This is a genomic window from Psychrobacter sp. WY6, from assembly GCF_018448495.1.
Taxonomy (GTDB): Bacteria; Pseudomonadota; Gammaproteobacteria; order Pseudomonadales; family Moraxellaceae; genus Psychrobacter.
The window spans coordinates 3,368,100-3,385,133 of sequence record NZ_CP049902.1 but is presented as its reverse complement, the minus strand read 5'-3'; the positions used below and the strand labels follow the sequence as shown (position 1 = coordinate 3,385,133).

The 17,034-nt window shown below is 43.2% G+C and carries 19 protein-coding genes and 1 pseudogene; 11 read left to right on the top strand and 9 right to left on the bottom strand.

The window, feature by feature from the left end:
• Positions 1-15: 15 nt before the first annotated feature.
• The 5 genes from G7Y90_RS16975 to G7Y90_RS16955 all read left to right on the top strand — a co-directional run bounded on the left by G7Y90_RS16975 (position 16) and on the right by G7Y90_RS16955 (position 2,575).
• Positions 16-519 carry a TonB-dependent receptor domain-containing protein gene (locus G7Y90_RS16975; protein WP_349773451.1) on the top strand — a complete coding sequence of 168 codons (504 nt, stop codon included), beginning with the start codon at positions 16-18 and terminating at the stop codon, positions 517-519.
• A 94-nt stretch (positions 520-613) separates the two neighbouring features.
• Complete coding sequence (locus G7Y90_RS16970; RefSeq protein ID WP_250163006.1) at positions 614-874, top strand: hypothetical protein; 261 nt, start codon at positions 614-616, stop codon at positions 872-874.
• Positions 871-1,041: a TonB-dependent receptor gene (locus tag G7Y90_RS16965; RefSeq protein WP_250163005.1), complete on the top strand. Its 171-nt coding sequence runs from the start codon at positions 871-873 to the stop codon at positions 1,039-1,041. The genes G7Y90_RS16970 and G7Y90_RS16965 overlap by 4 nt, the downstream gene beginning before the upstream one ends.
• A gap of 161 nt (positions 1,042-1,202) precedes the next feature.
• Positions 1,203-2,210 carry a PepSY-associated TM helix domain-containing protein gene (locus G7Y90_RS16960; RefSeq protein ID WP_250163004.1) on the top strand — a complete coding sequence of 336 codons (1,008 nt, stop codon included), beginning with the start codon at positions 1,203-1,205 and terminating at the stop codon, positions 2,208-2,210.
• On the top strand, positions 2,198-2,575 hold the full coding sequence (locus G7Y90_RS16955) for a PepSY domain-containing protein (protein WP_250163003.1): 378 nt from the start codon (positions 2,198-2,200) through the stop codon (positions 2,573-2,575). Before G7Y90_RS16960 ends, G7Y90_RS16955 begins: the two co-directional genes overlap by 13 nt.
• A 490-nt stretch (positions 2,576-3,065) precedes the next feature.
• Here the strand turns inward: G7Y90_RS16955 and G7Y90_RS16950 are convergent, their stop codons facing one another.
• The 5 genes from G7Y90_RS16950 to G7Y90_RS16935 all read right to left on the bottom strand — a co-directional run bounded on the left by G7Y90_RS16950 (position 3,066) and on the right by G7Y90_RS16935 (position 7,316).
• Complete coding sequence (locus G7Y90_RS16950; RefSeq protein ID WP_250163002.1) at positions 3,066-3,836, bottom strand: iron ABC transporter ATP-binding protein; 771 nt, start codon at positions 3,834-3,836, stop codon at positions 3,066-3,068.
• Positions 3,837-3,950: 114 nt separating this feature from the next.
• Positions 3,951-4,619 carry an iron chelate uptake ABC transporter family permease subunit gene (locus tag G7Y90_RS16945; RefSeq protein WP_284143782.1) on the bottom strand — a complete coding sequence of 223 codons (669 nt, stop codon included), beginning with the start codon at positions 4,617-4,619 and terminating at the stop codon, positions 3,951-3,953.
• Positions 4,607-4,996 (bottom strand): iron chelate uptake ABC transporter family permease subunit, encoded by a 390-nt coding sequence (locus G7Y90_RS18245; RefSeq protein WP_284143781.1) that lies wholly within the window; start codon positions 4,994-4,996, stop codon positions 4,607-4,609. Before G7Y90_RS18245 ends, G7Y90_RS16945 begins: the two co-directional genes overlap by 13 nt.
• Positions 4,997-5,081: 85 nt before the next feature.
• The gene (locus tag G7Y90_RS16940; protein ID WP_250163001.1) at positions 5,082-6,212 is read right to left on the bottom strand and encodes an ABC transporter permease; all 1,131 of its coding nucleotides are present in this window, start codon (positions 6,210-6,212) and stop codon (positions 5,082-5,084) included.
• Positions 6,213-6,329: 117 nt separating this feature from the next.
• The gene (locus G7Y90_RS16935; RefSeq protein ID WP_250163000.1) at positions 6,330-7,316 is read right to left on the bottom strand and encodes a siderophore ABC transporter substrate-binding protein; all 987 of its coding nucleotides are present in this window, start codon (positions 7,314-7,316) and stop codon (positions 6,330-6,332) included.
• Positions 7,317-7,895: 579 nt separating this feature from the next.
• On the opposite strand from G7Y90_RS16935, the gene G7Y90_RS16930 reads away from it, so the two are divergent.
• The 4 genes and pseudogenes from G7Y90_RS16930 (at position 7,896) to G7Y90_RS16915 (ending at position 10,332) form a co-directional block, all read left to right on the top strand.
• The gene (locus G7Y90_RS16930) at positions 7,896-8,534 is read left to right on the top strand and encodes a hypothetical protein (protein ID WP_250162999.1); all 639 of its coding nucleotides are present in this window, start codon (positions 7,896-7,898) and stop codon (positions 8,532-8,534) included.
• 47 nt (positions 8,535-8,581) lie between these two features.
• The gene (locus G7Y90_RS16925; RefSeq protein ID WP_250162998.1) at positions 8,582-8,872 is read left to right on the top strand and encodes an energy transducer TonB; all 291 of its coding nucleotides are present in this window, start codon (positions 8,582-8,584) and stop codon (positions 8,870-8,872) included.
• A 287-nt stretch (positions 8,873-9,159) separates the two neighbouring features.
• Positions 9,160-9,848 (top strand): annotated as a pseudogene (locus tag G7Y90_RS19425) (MotA/TolQ/ExbB proton channel family protein).
• A gap of 82 nt (positions 9,849-9,930) precedes the next feature.
• Entirely contained in the window at positions 9,931-10,332 is a 402-nt protein-coding gene (locus G7Y90_RS16915) for an ExbD/TolR family protein (protein ID WP_045444454.1), read from the top strand.
• 155 nt (positions 10,333-10,487) lie between these two features.
• On the opposite strand, the gene G7Y90_RS16910 is transcribed toward G7Y90_RS16915, so the two are convergent.
• On the bottom strand, positions 10,488-10,961 hold the full coding sequence (locus G7Y90_RS16910) for a DUF2799 domain-containing protein (protein ID WP_250162997.1): 474 nt from the start codon (positions 10,959-10,961) through the stop codon (positions 10,488-10,490).
• Positions 10,962-11,460: 499 nt separating this feature from the next.
• Between G7Y90_RS16910 and G7Y90_RS16905 the strand changes: the two genes are divergently transcribed.
• Positions 11,461-12,057 (top strand): hypothetical protein, encoded by a 597-nt coding sequence (locus G7Y90_RS16905; protein ID WP_238035162.1) that lies wholly within the window; start codon positions 11,461-11,463, stop codon positions 12,055-12,057.
• A gap of 283 nt (positions 12,058-12,340) precedes the next feature.
• A complete protein-coding gene (gene topA, locus G7Y90_RS16900) occupies positions 12,341-15,007 on the top strand; it encodes a type I DNA topoisomerase (RefSeq protein ID WP_250162996.1) in 2,667 nt (888 codons plus the stop codon).
• A 115-nt stretch (positions 15,008-15,122) separates the two neighbouring features.
• Here topA and G7Y90_RS16895 read toward each other — a convergent pair whose 3' ends face one another.
• From G7Y90_RS16895 to G7Y90_RS16885, 3 genes are all read right to left on the bottom strand, one after another.
• Positions 15,123-15,680, bottom strand: coding sequence for a superoxide dismutase family protein (locus G7Y90_RS16895; protein ID WP_250162995.1), 558 nt, complete (start codon positions 15,678-15,680; stop codon positions 15,123-15,125).
• Between the two features lie 171 nt (positions 15,681-15,851).
• Positions 15,852-16,403, bottom strand: a complete 552-nt coding sequence (locus tag G7Y90_RS16890) for an META domain-containing protein (RefSeq protein WP_250162994.1) — start codon at positions 16,401-16,403, stop codon at positions 15,852-15,854.
• 282 nt (positions 16,404-16,685) lie between these two features.
• Positions 16,686-16,997 carry a hypothetical protein gene (locus tag G7Y90_RS16885; RefSeq protein WP_250162993.1) on the bottom strand — a complete coding sequence of 104 codons (312 nt, stop codon included), beginning with the start codon at positions 16,995-16,997 and terminating at the stop codon, positions 16,686-16,688.
• Positions 16,998-17,034 lie beyond the last annotated feature (37 nt).

The following is a 17,034-nucleotide window of genomic DNA, read 5'->3' as shown; positions in this document are numbered from 1 at the left end:
GTCAGGACCCATAAACTGATCGCAGGATTAGAGCACTATAAAAACAGTCAGATTTTTACACCGCTAAAGACGTGCAACAAAACTGCCCGCATCAGGGAAGATAGTGCTAAAAATACCTCAGTTTATTTAGAAGACCAATGGCAAATGGGTAAATTTAGCCTAACGCCAGGCGTGCGTTATGACCGCTATGAAGCACCTGATTTTATTGCTGGTGGCAAAACTTACGATAATGTTGTCGGTGCACTTGCCGCAAGCTATGAGATTGCGCCGAGTACGCAGGTTTTTGCTAGCTATACTCAGCTGTTCAATGGCCCAGATTTAGGCCAAGCTATCTTCAATCGAGATGGTGCTGGCACAGTGGTTAACAACGACCTAAAAGCAGAAGAGGGTGATAACGCTGAAGTGGGTGTCGTAACCACCTTGCGTGATCTCACTACGGCTAATGATTCGCTACAACTAAGCGGTAAATACTTTGAACCAATATCGAAAACTATATTGAATTTATACGCTCAGGTCTAAGCTGTGGACCAAACCTTGGGAATGATTGCCAAGGTGCGGTCAATAAGGACGAAGATTATAAATAAAAGGTGTTGAGCTGGCCGCTGATTATAAAATGAATAACTTTAGCATGGGTTTAAGCTATGCTCATGCGCGTAGTAAAGGTGAAGATACGGGTTATAGTTTTTATTCACAAACAGGGTCAGGATCAGATGCAGGTGATAAATACATGGTCAATCTAGCGTATCAGCCAACTGATACCACTGAGCTTGGCTGGCGCAGTACCTATGTAGCCCCTGTTACGCAAACCTTTATCTTCGAGGTGACGTTACGGAGCTTAAGAAACCGAGCTATGATGTCCATGATATCTTTATGAGCTACTCTCCAGCTCAAGTAGATGGCTTGAAAGCCACAGTTGGGGTTTATAACCTGTTTGATGAAACTTATGCTAGCCACGGTTCGCGCTTAAATCCAGCTAATGCTACGGCTACAGATTTTGAGATGGGTCGTAATATCAAAACCTCTTTGACCTATCAATTCTAATCTAACTGTTATTGGTAATATCTAAAAGCTAGCTGTCTTTGTATGAGAGCTGGCTTTTTTGGTCAGTAAATGATGAAGCATGTGATAGCAATTACAACTTTTTTTAAATACCAATCAAAACAACCAATGAATAAAGAAACGATGAATAAAAACCAATACTAATGACTTCATTTCCCCCTACGTTACGTCAGAGCTGTTTATGGATTCATCGTTATACTGGGCTTGCGATGGCAGCTTTTTTGATCATTGCTGGTATCACGGGCACGCTATTGGCGTTTCATGATGAGTTAGATGATGTGTTCAATCACAAGCTGGCAAATATTGAGTCGCAACACAAGCCGCCACTACCGATCGCCACACTGCATGATGCTGTTATCAGCGCTTATCCACAGTATCAATTTTCTAGTATGCCAACGTCAGTAGCGCTGAACAAATCAGCGGTTTTTTCGGTAGATAGAGTCCGAGGTGAAAGCGCCAAAAATCAGCCCAAAGCGCCATTTCAAGAGGTATATGTCAATCCCTTTACTAGTGAAATCATCGGTACACGTGATAAAGAGGTGTGGGCATGGCGCAATACGATGTACAAGGTATTTTGGTTGCACCGAGATTTATTGCTAGGTGATATCGGCAAATTAATACTGGGTATCGTGTCTTTAATTTGGACGATTAATTGTTTCATCGGCTTTTATTTAACCTTTCCAAGAGCAGTTAGTGCCAATAAATCTCAACAAACCGCATTGAGAAAACCATCTGGCAAACCCCGCGCTTCATTTTTTAAACGCTGGCTACCTGCTTGGAAAATCCGCCGAAAAACCAATACTTTTAAGCTTAATTATGATTTGCATCATGCGTTTGGCTTATGGCTGTGGTTGATGCTGTTTGTCATTGCGTGGTCGAGTGTTGGTTTTAATTTAAAATTGGTATATCAGCCTGTAATGCAAGCGCTGGTAGGACTTGAAGGTAGAGATGAAGGCAAAGGAAAGAAACAAAATAAGCCTGCGATAAACACTGAATCTAGTAGTGATGAGGCGACTACTATTGGCACTAATATGAACAGTACTAATAAGGTAGACAAGGCTAATAGTATTGCTTATTTAAGCAGGCAGGCAGAGATAGCCGCACAAAAAATGGCGTCGACGTCCAGCAGCTATTGGGAGTGCGTTGGGTAGAAGAGGACAATCAATGGCAAATGCGCTTTAAAACCAATAAAGATATCGGTAAAAAAGGCGGTGCGTCATCTATCACGGTTGACGCCGCAACAGGCAATGTCGAGCGTATTAATTTTGGGTATCAAAGCTCATTTGGTAATCAAGCTGATCAATGGATGGCAACGCTACACATGGGACATATCAGCCATGGCGTAGTTCATTTGTTGTATCAAATATTTTTAGCATTGACGGGGTTAGCCGTGGCGGTCTTATCTGGCACAGGTGTGTATTTATGGGTCAAAGGGCGTCAAAGTCGGTTAAAGCAAAGGCAAAAATTGACGGTTAAAGACAACTCCTTGAAGCGATTACGCGAAACCAGCCATTAAAGAGCAACTATAAGATATGCTGTACTTAAACCATATCCATAATAATGATGATGCAACCTTCAGAGGTCAAGGTGATCACGTCAATATTACAGAGTACAGCTATCTTTGATAGTATTTATTAAGGTCGCTAACTAAAGCTTTAATTGCAAAATATACTGTAGGCTATCCCAACGGTAAATATCAAAAAAGCAAATTTTTCACCCAACATTACCCATCTATGCCATCTGTTGTTTTCGTCAAAGTTTTTTGTATAATCTACTGCAGCAATATTTTGAGTAAAATCCATCGGAATAACCACCAACCTTAGAACATACAAAGTCATGCCTAACCAAAACAGGGTATCTGCTATCTTTTTATTCACAGCGTAATAAATGCATAGACAAAAGCTAATGATTAAAATTAATAGGGATAAGTTTTTGTAATTTATCCATCGATGATTCAATAGGATTTTATGCATCAACAATTCCTTTTAGTTTGCAAAGCTCTGTACTTAAACCGCATCGACAATCACTGGGCGACCTTGATGACTGAGCACGGTAACATCGACGTTATACAGATCCTTCATGGTTGTTTGGGTGATGACCTCTGCAGGTTGACCAACAGCCATCACCTGACCCTCTTTCATGGTGACCACGGTATCAGCAAACTGCGCAGCTTGATTGATATCGTGCAGCACGATGACCACGGTTTTTTGCTGAGTATGGCTTAACTCACGCAGCTCACGCATCAGGCGACCAGCATGGTACATATCCAAATTATTCAGCGGCTCATCGAGCAATAAATACGGCGTATCTTGGCAAACAATCATCGCAATTAACACCCGCTGACGCTGACCACCCGATAGTGTCGATAAAAAACGCTCGGCTAACGGCGCAAGCTCAAAACGTTCGATAATTTCTTGCACTTTTTGCTGATCGTCCGCCGTCGGTTGCCCTTGGTGATAAGGGTAACGACCAAACATCAGCAGCTCATGCACGCGAAGTCGTCCTTGTACTTGGTTGTCTTGTCCAAGCATCGCCACAGTTTTGGACAAGGTTCGCGCATGACAGCTAACAATATCACGTTCCTCATTATCTACAGCGAAACTGACTTGTCCCGACTGTAGCGGTTGCAAGCGCGCCATGACCGAAAATAAAGTAGATTTACCCGCGCCATTGGGACCAATCAGGGCAATCACCTGTGCGCTTGGTAACGACAACGTAATGTTATGAAGAATTTGCTGTTTGCCAATATGGTACGAGATGTTATTGAGTTTAATCATAGTGGTTCTTACTTTTACAAAGGATCTGATTTTTCATTACTATATCAATGGTTTTTAGATGATTGGCTACTAGGTCAATGACTATTAAATAAGCACGATATTAACGACGCTGAGTCACAAAATCAATATTAAGAATACCAAACCACCAGCCAATTCAATCACCACCGATAGCACACCTGCCATGCCCAATAGTTGCTCAAATATCGTCTGACCGAGTACCAAGCAAATCATCGCCACCAAACTGACCAATATCAGACGCTCGCTGTGATACATATGGCGAGCGATACGATTGGTTAGCGCACAAACCAACAGCCCAAAGAAAGTCACTGGACCGACCAATGAGGTTGCCGTGGCGACCAATACCGCAATGACCGTTAATAGCCCAAATGCCAAGCGTTGATAGTTAATACCGAGGTTAATGGCTTGTGATTTGCCAAGCATCAATACGTCACATTGATAACGCCAGCGCCAGATAAACAGTGCGCTAATGGCACAGATAACAATGCTGATACCAAGCAGCTGCGGATTGACCGTATTAAATTGCGCGTAACTGGCAGATTGCACGACGACGAAATCATCAGGATTGATCAATCTGGCAATCAGGGCTGATAAGCTACGAAACAAGACCCCAAAGATAACGCCGACCAATATCAGTCGCGTCAGATCCTGACTGCTTTTTGAAAACAGCAGCTTAAATAACAATAATGACGCGCCAAACATTAAAACAATTTCAAGGGTGAATTTGGCAAGAGGATTGATACTGGTAAAACTTATTGCGCCCAAAAAGAAAACCAACAGGCTTTGTAATAAAAATATAGCGAGTCAAAGCCCAGCAATGACGGCGTCAAGATAGGGTTGTGCGTCAAGGTTTGAAACAATAAAGTCGATACGCCAATCGCATAACCGACGACCATTAACGCCAGTAACTTTTTACCTCGCAGTGGTAGCGTAAAGTCCCAATGGCCGTTGACGTTGACTGTCAAAAATAGGATGGTTGAGATCAGCAATATGATAGCGGCAATAGATTTTGGATGATTGACTATAAATGTCCAGAGTCGCGCAACACAACTTTGTCCAAAAGTAGTTTTGCCGTTATTTTCTGAAGCACTGTCATCTAGAGTGTTATTGGCTGTGGCGCTAGGCTTAGACGGTGAAAACATGCGTAAATCCTATAGTGCTAGGCTTATCTAATCAGACAAAACAACGATAAAAGAGAGAGAAGAGGCAAAGAGGTTTGATCAGTCGTTATGAATAAAAAACTTTATGGCGAGTTATTTTTTGCTCAGCAGGCGCACGTAATAATAGCCATAAAAACAGTACCGTACCAACGACTCCAAAAACCGTTGCCACAGGCACTTCAAATGGATAGCGAATCGAGCGTCCAATAATATCGCACAATAGCACTGCCGAAGCGCCCAATAATGCCACCGCTGGTAAGCTACGGCGCAATTTATCCCCCATCAGTCGGCTGACGATATTAGGCACGACCAAACCAATAAAAGGAATCATGCCAACGGTTACAACGACAACTGCACTCATCATCGCCACCATACCAACGCCAACCCATGTTACTTGTCGTTTGCTGATGCCTAAATTGAGCGCGATATTGTCACCCAAACCGACGATGGTCAGCTTGTCAGCAATGATATACGCCAGCACGCACAATCCGCCCGTCAGCCATAGCAGCTCGTAACGACCTGCTAAGACGCCAGAGAAATCACCAAACTGCCAAACGCTGAGCATCTGTAACGATTCTGTTTGATAGGCGATAAAGGTCGTCACTGCCTCAATGATACCTCCAAAGACGATACCAATTAGCGGGATCATCAAAAAATCCGTTGGCGGAATGCGGTGGATCAGTAGCATAAACAGCATCATGCCAAATACCGCGGCGATGGTTGCGACACCCATTTTGACAATGAGCGCACTGGCTGGAAATAGCAGGCTAACCATCAATAATCCCAGTGCAGCGCTTTGAGTTGCACCGACCATCGATGGCTCAACGAAGCGGTTTTTGAGCACCACTTGAATAATCATCCCAGCAACTGCCATGGAAACACCGGTCAAGATAATAGCGATGGTACGCGGTAGGCGACTGACCAGTAGCAGTGAGCTGTCGGAGTTGGCGCTATGGTTGATAAGGCTGTGAAATATACCTGACCACGAAAAATCAGCCACACCAATTGATAAGCTTAATAACACCAAAAGCCCCATAATAATGAGGCTGCCCGTGTTGATGACCCACGGTGGTATAGAAGCACGGCGATTTTTAGAGCTTAGACCACGGCTTGCGCTTTTTTGCCAACTCGTTGATGCGGCTGGTAAAGTAGGGCGGGCTTTAACGCTGGTCTGCGCACGAGAGGAAAATAACGGCATATCAGCTACTGGCTTAAAGTGAGGGTTGGCAACTGACAGTGATGACAGTTGCCTAAAAACGAATGACGCTTATTTAACATGTTGCTTTTTTAGCATATTACTTATTTAACGCATCATTTATTTAGCGTTAGCAAAAGCCTCTTTAATGGTCGTCAAATCCTGCATCCATTGATAATAACCGCCAAAGGCAAGATATGAGTCTGGGCTAAGGTAAACCACTTGATTGTTACTCCATGCGTTGGTTTGCGCGACCAATGGATTGTCTAATACGGCTTTGGCACCAGCACCATCTTCACCAATGGCGGCACTGCGATCGACGACGAATAACCAGTCTGGATTGGTTTTTTGTATGTATTCAAACGAGATTGGCTGACCGTGGCGCGCATCGGCGATTTGGTCATCTGCCATTGGAATATCCAGCACGGTATGGATAAAACCGTAGCGTGATTTGTCGCCGTAGGCAGATAGCTTATTGCCATTGACCATGACCACTAAGCCTTTACCTTTATCTTTGGTTAATGTTTTAGTCTCATCAATGAGCCCGTCGATATTGCCTTGCAGTTCCGCTGCTTGAGCACTTTTACCGAACAATGCACCCAAATCATGCAAACGCTGCTTGCTCGATTCATAGATATTTGCAGTATCAATCGTCATGTCGAGCGTTGGCGCAATACTGGACAGCGCATCATATTTTTCTGCCATGCGTGAGCCGACTAAGATAGCTTGCGGCTGCATCGCGTTCAACGCCTCAAGATCTGGCTCAAATACAGTGCCGACGGTTTTTGGTTCAGGCTGTGTCTTAGACTGTAAATTGTCTAATTTTAGACCGCTTGGCATACCATCGACAGCAACATCAAGCGCGGCCAAATCCTGCATCAACGTCATATCATAGACCACCAACGGCGATGGATTCATTGCCAAGTCGACATTGCCTTTTACTGTGTCGACCGTGATTTTTTCAACAGAGACCGCATCGTTATTAGCGACATTCGAGGCATGATCTGCTGTTTGGTTTTCAGTCTTAGCGTCTGCGGGCTCGGAGTCGTTAGATTCAGGTGAGCTACAACCTGTCACACTGATCGTAGCAACCAGAGCGGTCACCATGGCAGTCAGTAAAGGGCGGCGTTGAAAAAAGGAGTAGAGCGGTTAGGCAATAAAGTAATAGACATAAATAACTCGGTATATCAGCTGGTTGGACAAAGGATGTATCAAATAATCGGTCATATAAAAGTAAAAAGAACTTCATCGATGTGATGCTTCACACCATACAATGCTCGACGGTATTACTTTTGACGTTATGATTTTTTATGGGTTTTTTTTACGCTTAGCTATTGAGATGTTCAACATGCCTTAATATCTTGAGATTTTGTAATCTTAAAGATTCGCAGTCGATTAGGGGCTATGATAAATTAATTGAGACTCATTATCAATACAAATGATAATGGTTTTTTATACGTCACTTTATTACATGGGGTTTGACTGCCTTGGCACAATAAGCATGCATAGCGATATTTGAGAAAGGGTGGTCGAATGATTAATTAGGTTTTGCTTATTAATAACGCTAAATGATAGGCCGATCATTTACCTGATAAGCAAAATTATTATAAATTTATTATTGATAATAATTATCGTTTGCATTATTATCTACGCCATTCTACCGCAGTTAATGAATATTAGGATGTTATGAGTTCAACGGATTTAGACGCGCCACCACTTAAATTGATACTCGCAGCTCTTATTATAGTTGTGGGCTTGCACGTGCTGACGGCAGTTGCATTGGTGGCGATCAAGACGCCTGAGATAAAAGTTGAACCAAAAAAAGACACACCACCTATCGAGATAGAGATGGTGACGTTACCTGTCAAAACAGCCATCCCCGAAGTAGAAGAAGTTCAGGAAGTAACGCCCAAAAAAGCAGTACCTAAAACAGAGTCAAAACCTGAACCTAAAAAACAAGCACCGTCAAAACCTAAAGTAGCTCCAGTAGTGAAGGCTAAGCAAAATACACCAGAAAAACCAGTGGTAAAAGCCAAAAAGGCTGATATAGCACCTGTCGTAAAAGTAGAAAAAAAGAAGCCGGATATTATTAAAAAAGAGGTATCGAAAAAGCCAATAGTAGAATCGAAAGTGGATACCTCAATGGCTGATAGTCAACGTGAAGCTGAAGAACGACGTAAAATTCTAGCAGCAGAATCACAAAAGGCCGCTCAAGAAGCCCATGATAGAGCAGTGCAAGACGCTAAGAAAATAGCCGATGCCAAGGCTGCCCGAGAGGCTCAAGCCGAAGCGAATGCCAGAAAAGCAGCGGAAAGAAGCGGCTAAAGTGCGATGCCGCGCAAAAAGCAGCAGCCACTGCAAGCAATGAACCCGTGAGCTTTACTGCTGGTGATGCGGAGATGATAAAGACACCACGATTTAGTGTTCCTGATTCTGTTCTAAGAAGGGCCAAGACGGGTGATACTTTTAATGTACTATTGAAAGTGACGGTGGATAAACAGGGCCGGGTTAGTGATGTGCTTTTAGTTGGAAAATCAGGCAATAGTATAGTAGACAAAGAGGCGGTAAAGAAGATGCACTCTGCTAGGTTCAGACCTTTTATTAAAAATGGCGTGCCCGTGGTAGGTGTTGTGACTCTACCAGTAAGCCATGTCGTAGACTAATACTAGGGCGTGTCATCAATTAGATTGTGAGGCTTAAAATGAGAAAAATTGTAGATAAACAAGGAAGTAATTGCCGTTAATATGAACATATTGACAAAATTGCTGACGATGTTTAGCAAAATTTAGCCATTTTAAGACCACTAAACGTACTAATGTGCTAATTGATGACACGCCCTAGTATTCAAATAATTTTTTCAAAAAATACTCATTCATAACTGTCATGATGAGGCTGGCGGCGCTCTGCACAGCATTATCATGTAATGGCATTAAACACTAAGGAGTCTGACATGGACTTTATGCAATACTGGCAAATCAGCGACATGGTGACAAAAACCTTGTTCTTTTTGTTGCTTGCTTTATCTATTCTTTCTTGGGTGACAGGCATCATTCGTGTGCTACAAAGCCGCAAATTGGCCGCCAATGTTGCAGATGATTTGAGTCAACAGATTCAAGTAAAGCAGGCTGAGATGATAGCAGCAGATGCCACTACTCGCCGTTTGGTTACTGAGCAGATCTTGCTCAAGCATATTGGTCGTTACCGTTTTGCTAGTGAGCGCGGCTTACCTATTCTTGGGACGACGGCCGCAATTGCGCCATTTATTGGTTTGTTTGGGACGGTATGGGGTATTTTCATGCGTTACATAACATTGGCATGAGTGGGCAAGCAGGCTTGGGACAAGTAGCAGGGCCAGTCGGTGAGGCACTTATCATGACAGGTTTGGGGATCGCCGTGGCGATTCCAGCCGTGGTGTTTTATAACCTTGCAGTGCGTATCAATCGCCGTGTGATGTATCACGCCAACGATAGAGCGCATGACTTATTGGCACGTTCTGCCGAAATGGTCGTTACCCAGCAGACGTTAACGGACAGCAAATCGACTGTTACCCAAGATTCGTTAGCAAAGGGTATGCACTCAAACACAGCAGATGCTCAGCGAGTGACTCATTATCACAGTTCAGCCGCGTCGCAGCCTTAACGACTATCCATTGATGGGGCAGTTCGTTAGGCGATAGTCAAGCGAGCTATATTGCGAATAACCAAATGTATTGAGAGTGATTATGGCATTTCAATTGGGTGATGATGACAGTCAAAGTATGAGTGAGATGAACCTCATTCCGCTTATCGACATCATGCTGGTATTGATGATTATATTTCTATTGACGGCGACCGTACTGAATCCGACAGTGCCACTAGAGTTGCCGAAGACCAGTGCTGCGTTAAATGAGGCGCCACCAGAGGCTATTCAAATTAGCATCGATAAAGACGCAGGGATATTTTGGGACAGCGATGCGATTAGCATGGAGGAGTTAGAGGCACGGTTACAACAGCAAAGTGCTGGAGGTAAAGACCCCTCTGTACAATTGCGTGCTGACAAAGACAGTAAGTATGACACGGTCGCTCAAGTGCTAGCCGCTGCCAGTCAAGCAGGACTTACGAAGATAGCCTTTGTCAATGAATAAGGCGAGTCTATAAAAAACGTGATTATCATATGATGTTTGCTAGATAGCCAACCATCAAAAAGGTAGCTAATATTAATAAAACAAAAATAATAAACTTTTCTCCAGCCTCAATGAGTACTTAAACCTCAAATTAAGTACTCATTGGGGTTTTCTTTTTACCAGCCATAGCCAAAGGGATGATAGCCGTAACCGAAGCGCCCAGGCCCGTAGCCAAACGGATAAGGCGAACGTAAGTAATCGAGATCACGTTGACGGATATAGTAGTAACGTCCTTGCGCGTAAGCTTCTTCTAGCTTTTCGATGCCTTCGAGCGGACAAACGGGCTGCCAGTCGTAGCCTTCGCGACCAAGTTTATAAGCATTGAGCTCGGTGCAGTAGCTTTTGAGACCTTGCTGTCGCCCTTGCTCCCATTGTATGCGGTTGGGCAGGGGACCACCTACCTTTGCGCAGCTATCAGCGTAATGACCAAAATAAGCACCTGAACGCCCTTGTAAGCCATCAGCGTAGCCGACTTCTTGCCAGTTGCTTTCCTGACATTGCTGCGGGGTGAGACTTTGCGTCGTTGCACAGCCTGATAGGGTAAATAAGGCAGCGCTTACTAGCGAGAGGGTAAGCCCAGTTTTACTCATGAGTTTATGGACACATTTGCTCGCTAGTGAAGCGGTCGATGAGTTTCGCTTAAGAAGATAATTCATAATAAACCTGCGCGCGTTTAAAATTATGGTTTATCATAGCACTTTTTGATGCTGACAACTTTTTGTATCTCGTTATTATGCTGTTTTTTATTCGAGTTAAGTGTTTGATCTATTAGCACATATAGCCAAACCATCGAGATTCGAAAACGCGAGTGGTTGATGGTTATCAACTCATCATGCTTGATTTTTAACGGTTCGTGCTCATTATAAGCATCTATATAGTAGCCAGTATTCAGACAATCATTTATTAAACAGTCGCTTATCAGGATGCTACTGGTTAGAAAATTACTGGTTAAAAAGTTACTGCTCAAACAATCAATGATTGCTTTTTTATAGTTAGTTGGGCAATCACTGTCTTTGTTGTAGCCTGTTGTATAGATAGTAGCGGTTTTATTTTTAGTACATTTTCATTTATCCAAAAGGCCGGACCATCATGGGAACATTCATTGGCGTTATCATTGTACTATTTGTATTAGGGAGTATGATGGCGCTCAAACCTAACGGTATCGATCAGCGTTTGGATAAGCTGCGCATGACTGCGCGTCGTTTGCAATTGAATCCAAAGCTGGTGAGCTGCCCTGATTGGATCAAAGGTAAAGACAACGAATATGGGCGTGGAATGTTAGGTCAATACTGTTTAGTGTTAGATGATGTGCAGCTGCCGCACACGCGCTATCAAGTGATTGATGGGCAATGGCGACCAGATAGTAGTTTCGTCGATACAAGCAAAGATGATGTTAAGCTCACGATTCCAAGTGCGATTCGTGCTAATAACAGCCCTAATAATACGATTATCAAGAAGACCAATTTTAGCTTGGATAAAGCGCCCCTAGACTTGCCAGTCAGTATTGAGCCATTTGTTAAAGGTTTGCTGACTAAGGCCAATAGTATCGTGATTTATTGGGAAGATATCGCTTATGTGCGTCCTTCATCCAATCCTGCTTATCAGCAAAAATTGATTGAAGCAGATTTGTTGGTGCTCAAAAAACAGCTTGAACAATGGGCGTCAGAGATGCAAAAGCGCCTATAAAACGGCTACAAGGTAGAAAATAATTTTTAATCTCCATTTATAAGCAATATGCAAGCACTTTTGGCAAACTCTCAGTCATTTACAGTTGACAGTGTAACGCTTAGCAGTGTAACGTCTTTATAACTGACTCTTTATCTTATGGTTATTGTTTGTTTTATAAACGTTTTTTTAAGCAGCTATTACTATAATGATTCACCGCGCTACTATAACTCACAATTATAAATTGCCATGCTGTATTTATTCTTACTCTTAATTTACTCATATAATAATGGTGTCGTCACATATGGCAAAAACCGCAACCAAAAAAAGTCCAGCACCCGCTGCTGTTAATCCCAAAGGCAGTCCAAAGGGCAAGTCTTTGGTGATCGTAGAATCACCTGCCAAGGCAAAAACAATCAATAAATACCTTGGCGATGACTTTATCGTGCGCTCCAGTATTGGTCATGTCCGTGATCTACCGGTTGGCGCAAGCAAAAGTGCAAAAAAACCAACAACGACCAAAAAAGATGACAGTCTAAGCAAAGAAGAAAAAACCCAGCAAGCCTTGGTGCGGCGCATGGGCGTCGATCCAGAACATGATTGGGCAGCAGTTTATGAAGTATTACCTAACAAGACTAAGGTTATCAAAGAGCTAAAAGCTTTAGCCAAAGACGCTGACAAAATCTATCTGGCGACGGATATGGATAGAGAAGGGGAAGCGATTGCGTGGCACCTAAAAGAAGTCATCGGCGGCGCTGACAGTAAGTATGAGCGCGTGGTTTTTAACGAGATTACCAAATCCGCCATTCAAAATGCCTTTAAGCAGCCCTCCAAACTTGATATCGATCGTGTCAATGCCCAACAAGCGCGGCGCTTTTTAGACCGTGTCGTTGGCTTTATGGTATCGCCGCTGCTGTGGCAAAAGGTTGCTCGCGGTCTCTCTGCAGGTCGCGTCCAGTCAGTTGCTATGCGTTTGGTCGTAGAAAGAGAACATGAAATTCGCGCCTTTATACCAGAAGAGTATTGGCAAATTCATGCCGATACTCACGTTGCCAGTAGCAAAAAGGACGCTGAGCAAATTGCGATTCGCTTAGAGGCGACCAAGCAAGGCGGCAAAACGCTTAAGCTCGTTAATAAAGAGCAAACAGATAAAGTCTTAGAAATTCTTAACTCAAGTGACTTTATCGTCAAAGAGCGCGAAGAGAAGCCAACGCAATCGCGTCCGAGTGCGCCATTTATCACCTCGACATTACAGCAAGCCGCCAGCACGCGCTTGGGTTTTTCGGTTAAGAAAACCATGATTTTGGCACAGCGCTTATATGAAGCGGGTCATATTACTTATATGCGTACCGACTCGACTTTCTTATCTGGTGATGCACTTGCTGCGGTACGTGGCTATATCGAAGACAGCTATGGCGCAAAATACGTACCAGAAAAGCCAAATTTTTACGGCAACAAACAAGGCGCACAAGAGGCGCATGAGGCGATTCGTCCTTCTAACGTCAATATGAAGTCAACGCAGCTTAAAGGGGTTGAGCGTGATGCCATCCGCTTGTACGAGCTGATTTGGCGTCAGTTTGTCGCTTGTCAGATGCTGCCAGCAAAATACTTGTCAGTGAATCTATTCGTCGCTGCCAATGATGTCGAGTTAAAAGCACGTGGTCGTACGTTAGTATTTGATGGTTACACCAAGGTTATGCCACCAGCGAAGACTGACGATACTTTGCTTCCGGATGTCAAAAAAGGCGATAAACTAATACTAGATAAGCTCGATCCGAGTCAGCATTTCACCAAGCCGCCACCGCGCTATACCGAGGCAAGTTTGGTGAAAGAGCTTGAGAAAAAAGGTATCGGTCGTCCATCGACGTATGCGTCTATCATCTCGACCATTCAAGATCGCGGCTATGTGAAGCTTGAGAACAAGCGCCTGTTTGCTGAAAAAATGGGTGATATCGTCACCGACAGACTAACCGAAAGCTTCCCAGATTTGATGGATTATACCTTTACCGCCGCGCTAGAGGACAAGCTTGACCATGTAGCAGAAGGTGATACAGATTGGAAAGATGTCCTTGATAATTTCTATGGCGACTTTAAAACAACGCTTGATCGCGCCAAAGAAAAAGACGGTATGCGTCCAAATGATCCAACTGACGTACCAGACGTGCATTGCGATCTTTGCGATCGTCCAATGCAATTACGTACTGGCTCAACGGGTGTATTCTTAGGGTGTACTGGCTATAATTTACCGCCAAAAGAGCGCTGTAAAGGCACTAAGAATTTAATGCCCGTCGAAGCTTTTGCCAATCTTGATGAGGCAGAAGGCGATGATGAAGCGGCAGAAGTTCGAGATTTGATGGAGAAAAAGCGTTGCCCGAAATGTAGCACGGCAATGAATGGCTATATCGTCGATGGCGGTTTGAAACTGCATGTGTGTGGTAACAATCCTGATTGTGATGGTTATGTCTTAGAAGAAGGCAAGTTTGAAGTGCCTGGCTCTGATTCTCCAACCATTGACTGTAATAAGTGCGATGGACAAATGGAGCTAAAGACGGGACGTTTTGGTCCTTACTTCGCTTGTCAGCAATGTGATAATACGCGTAAAGTGCTAAAAACAGGCGAAGCCGCACCGCCGCGCATGGATCCTATTCATCTGCCAGAGCTGAAATCAACCAAGCACGATGATTACTTTATCTTGCGTGAAGGGGCAGCTGGGATGTTCTTGGCGGCGTCTAAATTCCCGAAAGTACGCGAGACACGCGCACCAAAGTTGGCTGAGCTACGCCAAATCAAAGATAAAATGGAAGATAAATTTCAGTATCTGTTTGAAGGTCCAGATGAAGATCCAGATGGTAATCCCACCATTTTACGCTGGTCACGTAAGAAGAAAGAGCAATATATCGGCTCTGAGAAAAATGGCAAGGCCACACGTTGGGGTGTGTATTGGCGTAATGGCAAATGGGTAGAGGAGTAAGTCTGTCTTACTTTTACCATCAATCGCTTTAAAAAAAAAACCTCTTAGATAATCTAAGAGGTTTTTTTGTGCTATTCATAGTTGTGCTATCAATAACAGCTAAGTTCAGATGCTATTAGTTCTTTTCGATGATACCGCAAGCAACGCGGTCGCCTGCATTACCAGCTGGTTGGCTAGTATAGTCATCAGCACCGCTATGCACGATAAAGGCTAGACGATTAACGCTATATTTACCTGCATCCGCGACAGAGATTTTCTTATTCACATAGTTAATAGTAGCCACGCCATCTGCATTGGCAGTCAGGTTAGGTAAGTCGCCAGCATGACCATTCATGTCGTCAGGGTTAGAGTGAGGCTTATTGTCTGGATTAAAGTGACCACCTGCCGCTTTACCCATATCAGCACAGCTACCCGTTTCATGAATATGTAATGATACTGTTTTGCCCGGCTGCAAATTCATCAGCTTACCGTAGACTTGTACGCCGCCATCAACTGGACGTAAGAATACTTGACCCACTTCATTTTTATTGCCAGCGACTGCATTGATAGTAGATTTTAAGGCAGGTTGGCTAAGTGGATTGCCAGTTTGCATTTGACCTTCGACCGTTTGGCAACCCGTCATTACTAACGCTGAACCACATAATAGCGCGCTTGCAAGAATCGTCTTATTCATTATTATCTCCATTTATATTTAATCATTATGATGAGTTTCTATAGTTTTGGTTAAGATATTCAAATATTGCCTAATACCGCAACCAGTATAGCCAAGCGTTAGATATAGTTATTCATCAAATGCGCAACAATCGGTTAATAAATGTAAGTATCGTATGGGTTTGAAAATTGTTTACGGTATTTTCTTTACTTCGTTTTGCCATACTAGAGTTTCGCCAGTCTCCATCGTTTGCAATAAATTATAGCGAGGCATATCAGTCTGATCGTCTGCTGTTGGCGATATTGATTGTGAAGGTTGCAAACTCAAACTAAGAGTGCTCTGGCTATTACTTATAAGCTTAGCAAGCTCGCCCTCAATTCTATTACCAGTAACACCGCAGCCCATGAGCGTTTGTGGCCCCGAGCCAACTAGCAATGTATAATCTTTCATCAAAATATAAGGACCACCGATACCATTGCAGCTAGAACTAAAAAATGCGTATTGACTATCGTCATACCCTCTAAATTTTAGCGACACTGGAAACTCTGGATGATAAAAATGACCAATAGACTCTCGAGATATTACCTGCCCTTTGTCATTAAAAGTATTACGAACGGCGCTAACCAGCCGCCAGTCATAGTGCTCTAATAATGCCTTATCAATAGGGAGTCCAGTCGGTTCTTTAAATGTCCTAGGCGTACCATCAAATGTTAACGTATTGCCATTTTCGATTTTAATGAACAAGCTTTTCGATGCCATTTGAGTATTAACGAGTTTGCTTTTTGCGACTGGTAATAGCTCAACATCTAACTTTAATTATTATCGTTAGGAAATAACTTTTTGATATTTGTATTACTTACTTTATTTTCAGGAGCATTTTTGCAGGTTGAGGGTCTTTCTCTGAGCTCGCTACCATACTCAAAAGGCGGTGCGGACATCCATACGAATTTGATATCAAAATGTTGGCAGCCTTGAAACAAGCTTAACGAACTGGGCGCAATTTCTAAAGTAATCGGCGCGTCAGTGTTATATTAATAGCGTACTTTTTTTGTCTTTAACTTGTGTTAACTGCCAATAATAATTACTTGCCCATTGCAGCGTCGTAACTTCATTAGCTGTTTCATCAGCTACCACTACAATTTTTTCTTCCAGCTTTTCAGTTTTTATGATGGGCTGATATGATATTGGAGCAGAAGTGCTAGAGCCAGTCACTATTGAGTTAGCAGGTGTAGAATTATCTTTTGCAAGATTAGACTGACAACCTATTAGCGCTGCTGGAAAAGAGATAGCGAGCAATAAAGATAGCGTTAAGCGGTTTAAAATCAGGTGGTTTAACATTATAGCTATTACCAAATAAACATTTGTCTAAAATATA

Bases quoted from the DNA above. Each gene is read 5' to 3' on its own strand.
- G7Y90_RS16970 (WP_250163006.1), top strand. From the start codon at position 614: ATGAATAACTTTAGCATGGGTTTAAGCTATGCTCATGCGCGTAGTAAA.
- G7Y90_RS16965 (WP_250163005.1), top strand. From the start codon at position 871: ATGAGCTACTCTCCAGCTCAAGTAGATGGCTTGAAAGCCACAGTTGGG.
- G7Y90_RS16960 (WP_250163004.1), top strand. From the start codon at position 1,203: ATGACTTCATTTCCCCCTACGTTACGTCAGAGCTGTTTATGGATTCAT.
- G7Y90_RS16950 (WP_250163002.1), bottom strand. From the start codon at position 3,836: ATGATTAAACTCAATAACATCTCGTACCATATTGGCAAACAGCAAATT.
- G7Y90_RS18245 (WP_284143781.1), bottom strand. From the start codon at position 4,996: ATGTTTTCACCGTCTAAGCCTAGCGCCACAGCCAATAACACTCTAGAT.
- G7Y90_RS16940 (WP_250163001.1), bottom strand. From the start codon at position 6,212: ATGCCGTTATTTTCCTCTCGTGCGCAGACCAGCGTTAAAGCCCGCCCT.
- G7Y90_RS16935 (WP_250163000.1), bottom strand. From the start codon at position 7,316: ATGGTGACCGCTCTGGTTGCTACGATCAGTGTGACAGGTTGTAGCTCA.
- G7Y90_RS16930 (WP_250162999.1), top strand. From the start codon at position 7,896: ATGAGTTCAACGGATTTAGACGCGCCACCACTTAAATTGATACTCGCA.
- G7Y90_RS16915 (WP_045444454.1), top strand. From the start codon at position 9,931: ATGGCATTTCAATTGGGTGATGATGACAGTCAAAGTATGAGTGAGATG.
- G7Y90_RS16910 (WP_250162997.1), bottom strand. From the start codon at position 10,961: ATGAGTAAAACTGGGCTTACCCTCTCGCTAGTAAGCGCTGCCTTATTT.
- G7Y90_RS16905 (WP_238035162.1), top strand. From the start codon at position 11,461: ATGGGAACATTCATTGGCGTTATCATTGTACTATTTGTATTAGGGAGT.
- topA (WP_250162996.1), top strand. From the start codon at position 12,341: ATGGCAAAAACCGCAACCAAAAAAAGTCCAGCACCCGCTGCTGTTAAT.
- G7Y90_RS16895 (WP_250162995.1), bottom strand. From the start codon at position 15,680: ATGAATAAGACGATTCTTGCAAGCGCGCTATTATGTGGTTCAGCGTTA.
- G7Y90_RS16885 (WP_250162993.1), bottom strand. From the start codon at position 16,997: ATGTTAAACCACCTGATTTTAAACCGCTTAACGCTATCTTTATTGCTC.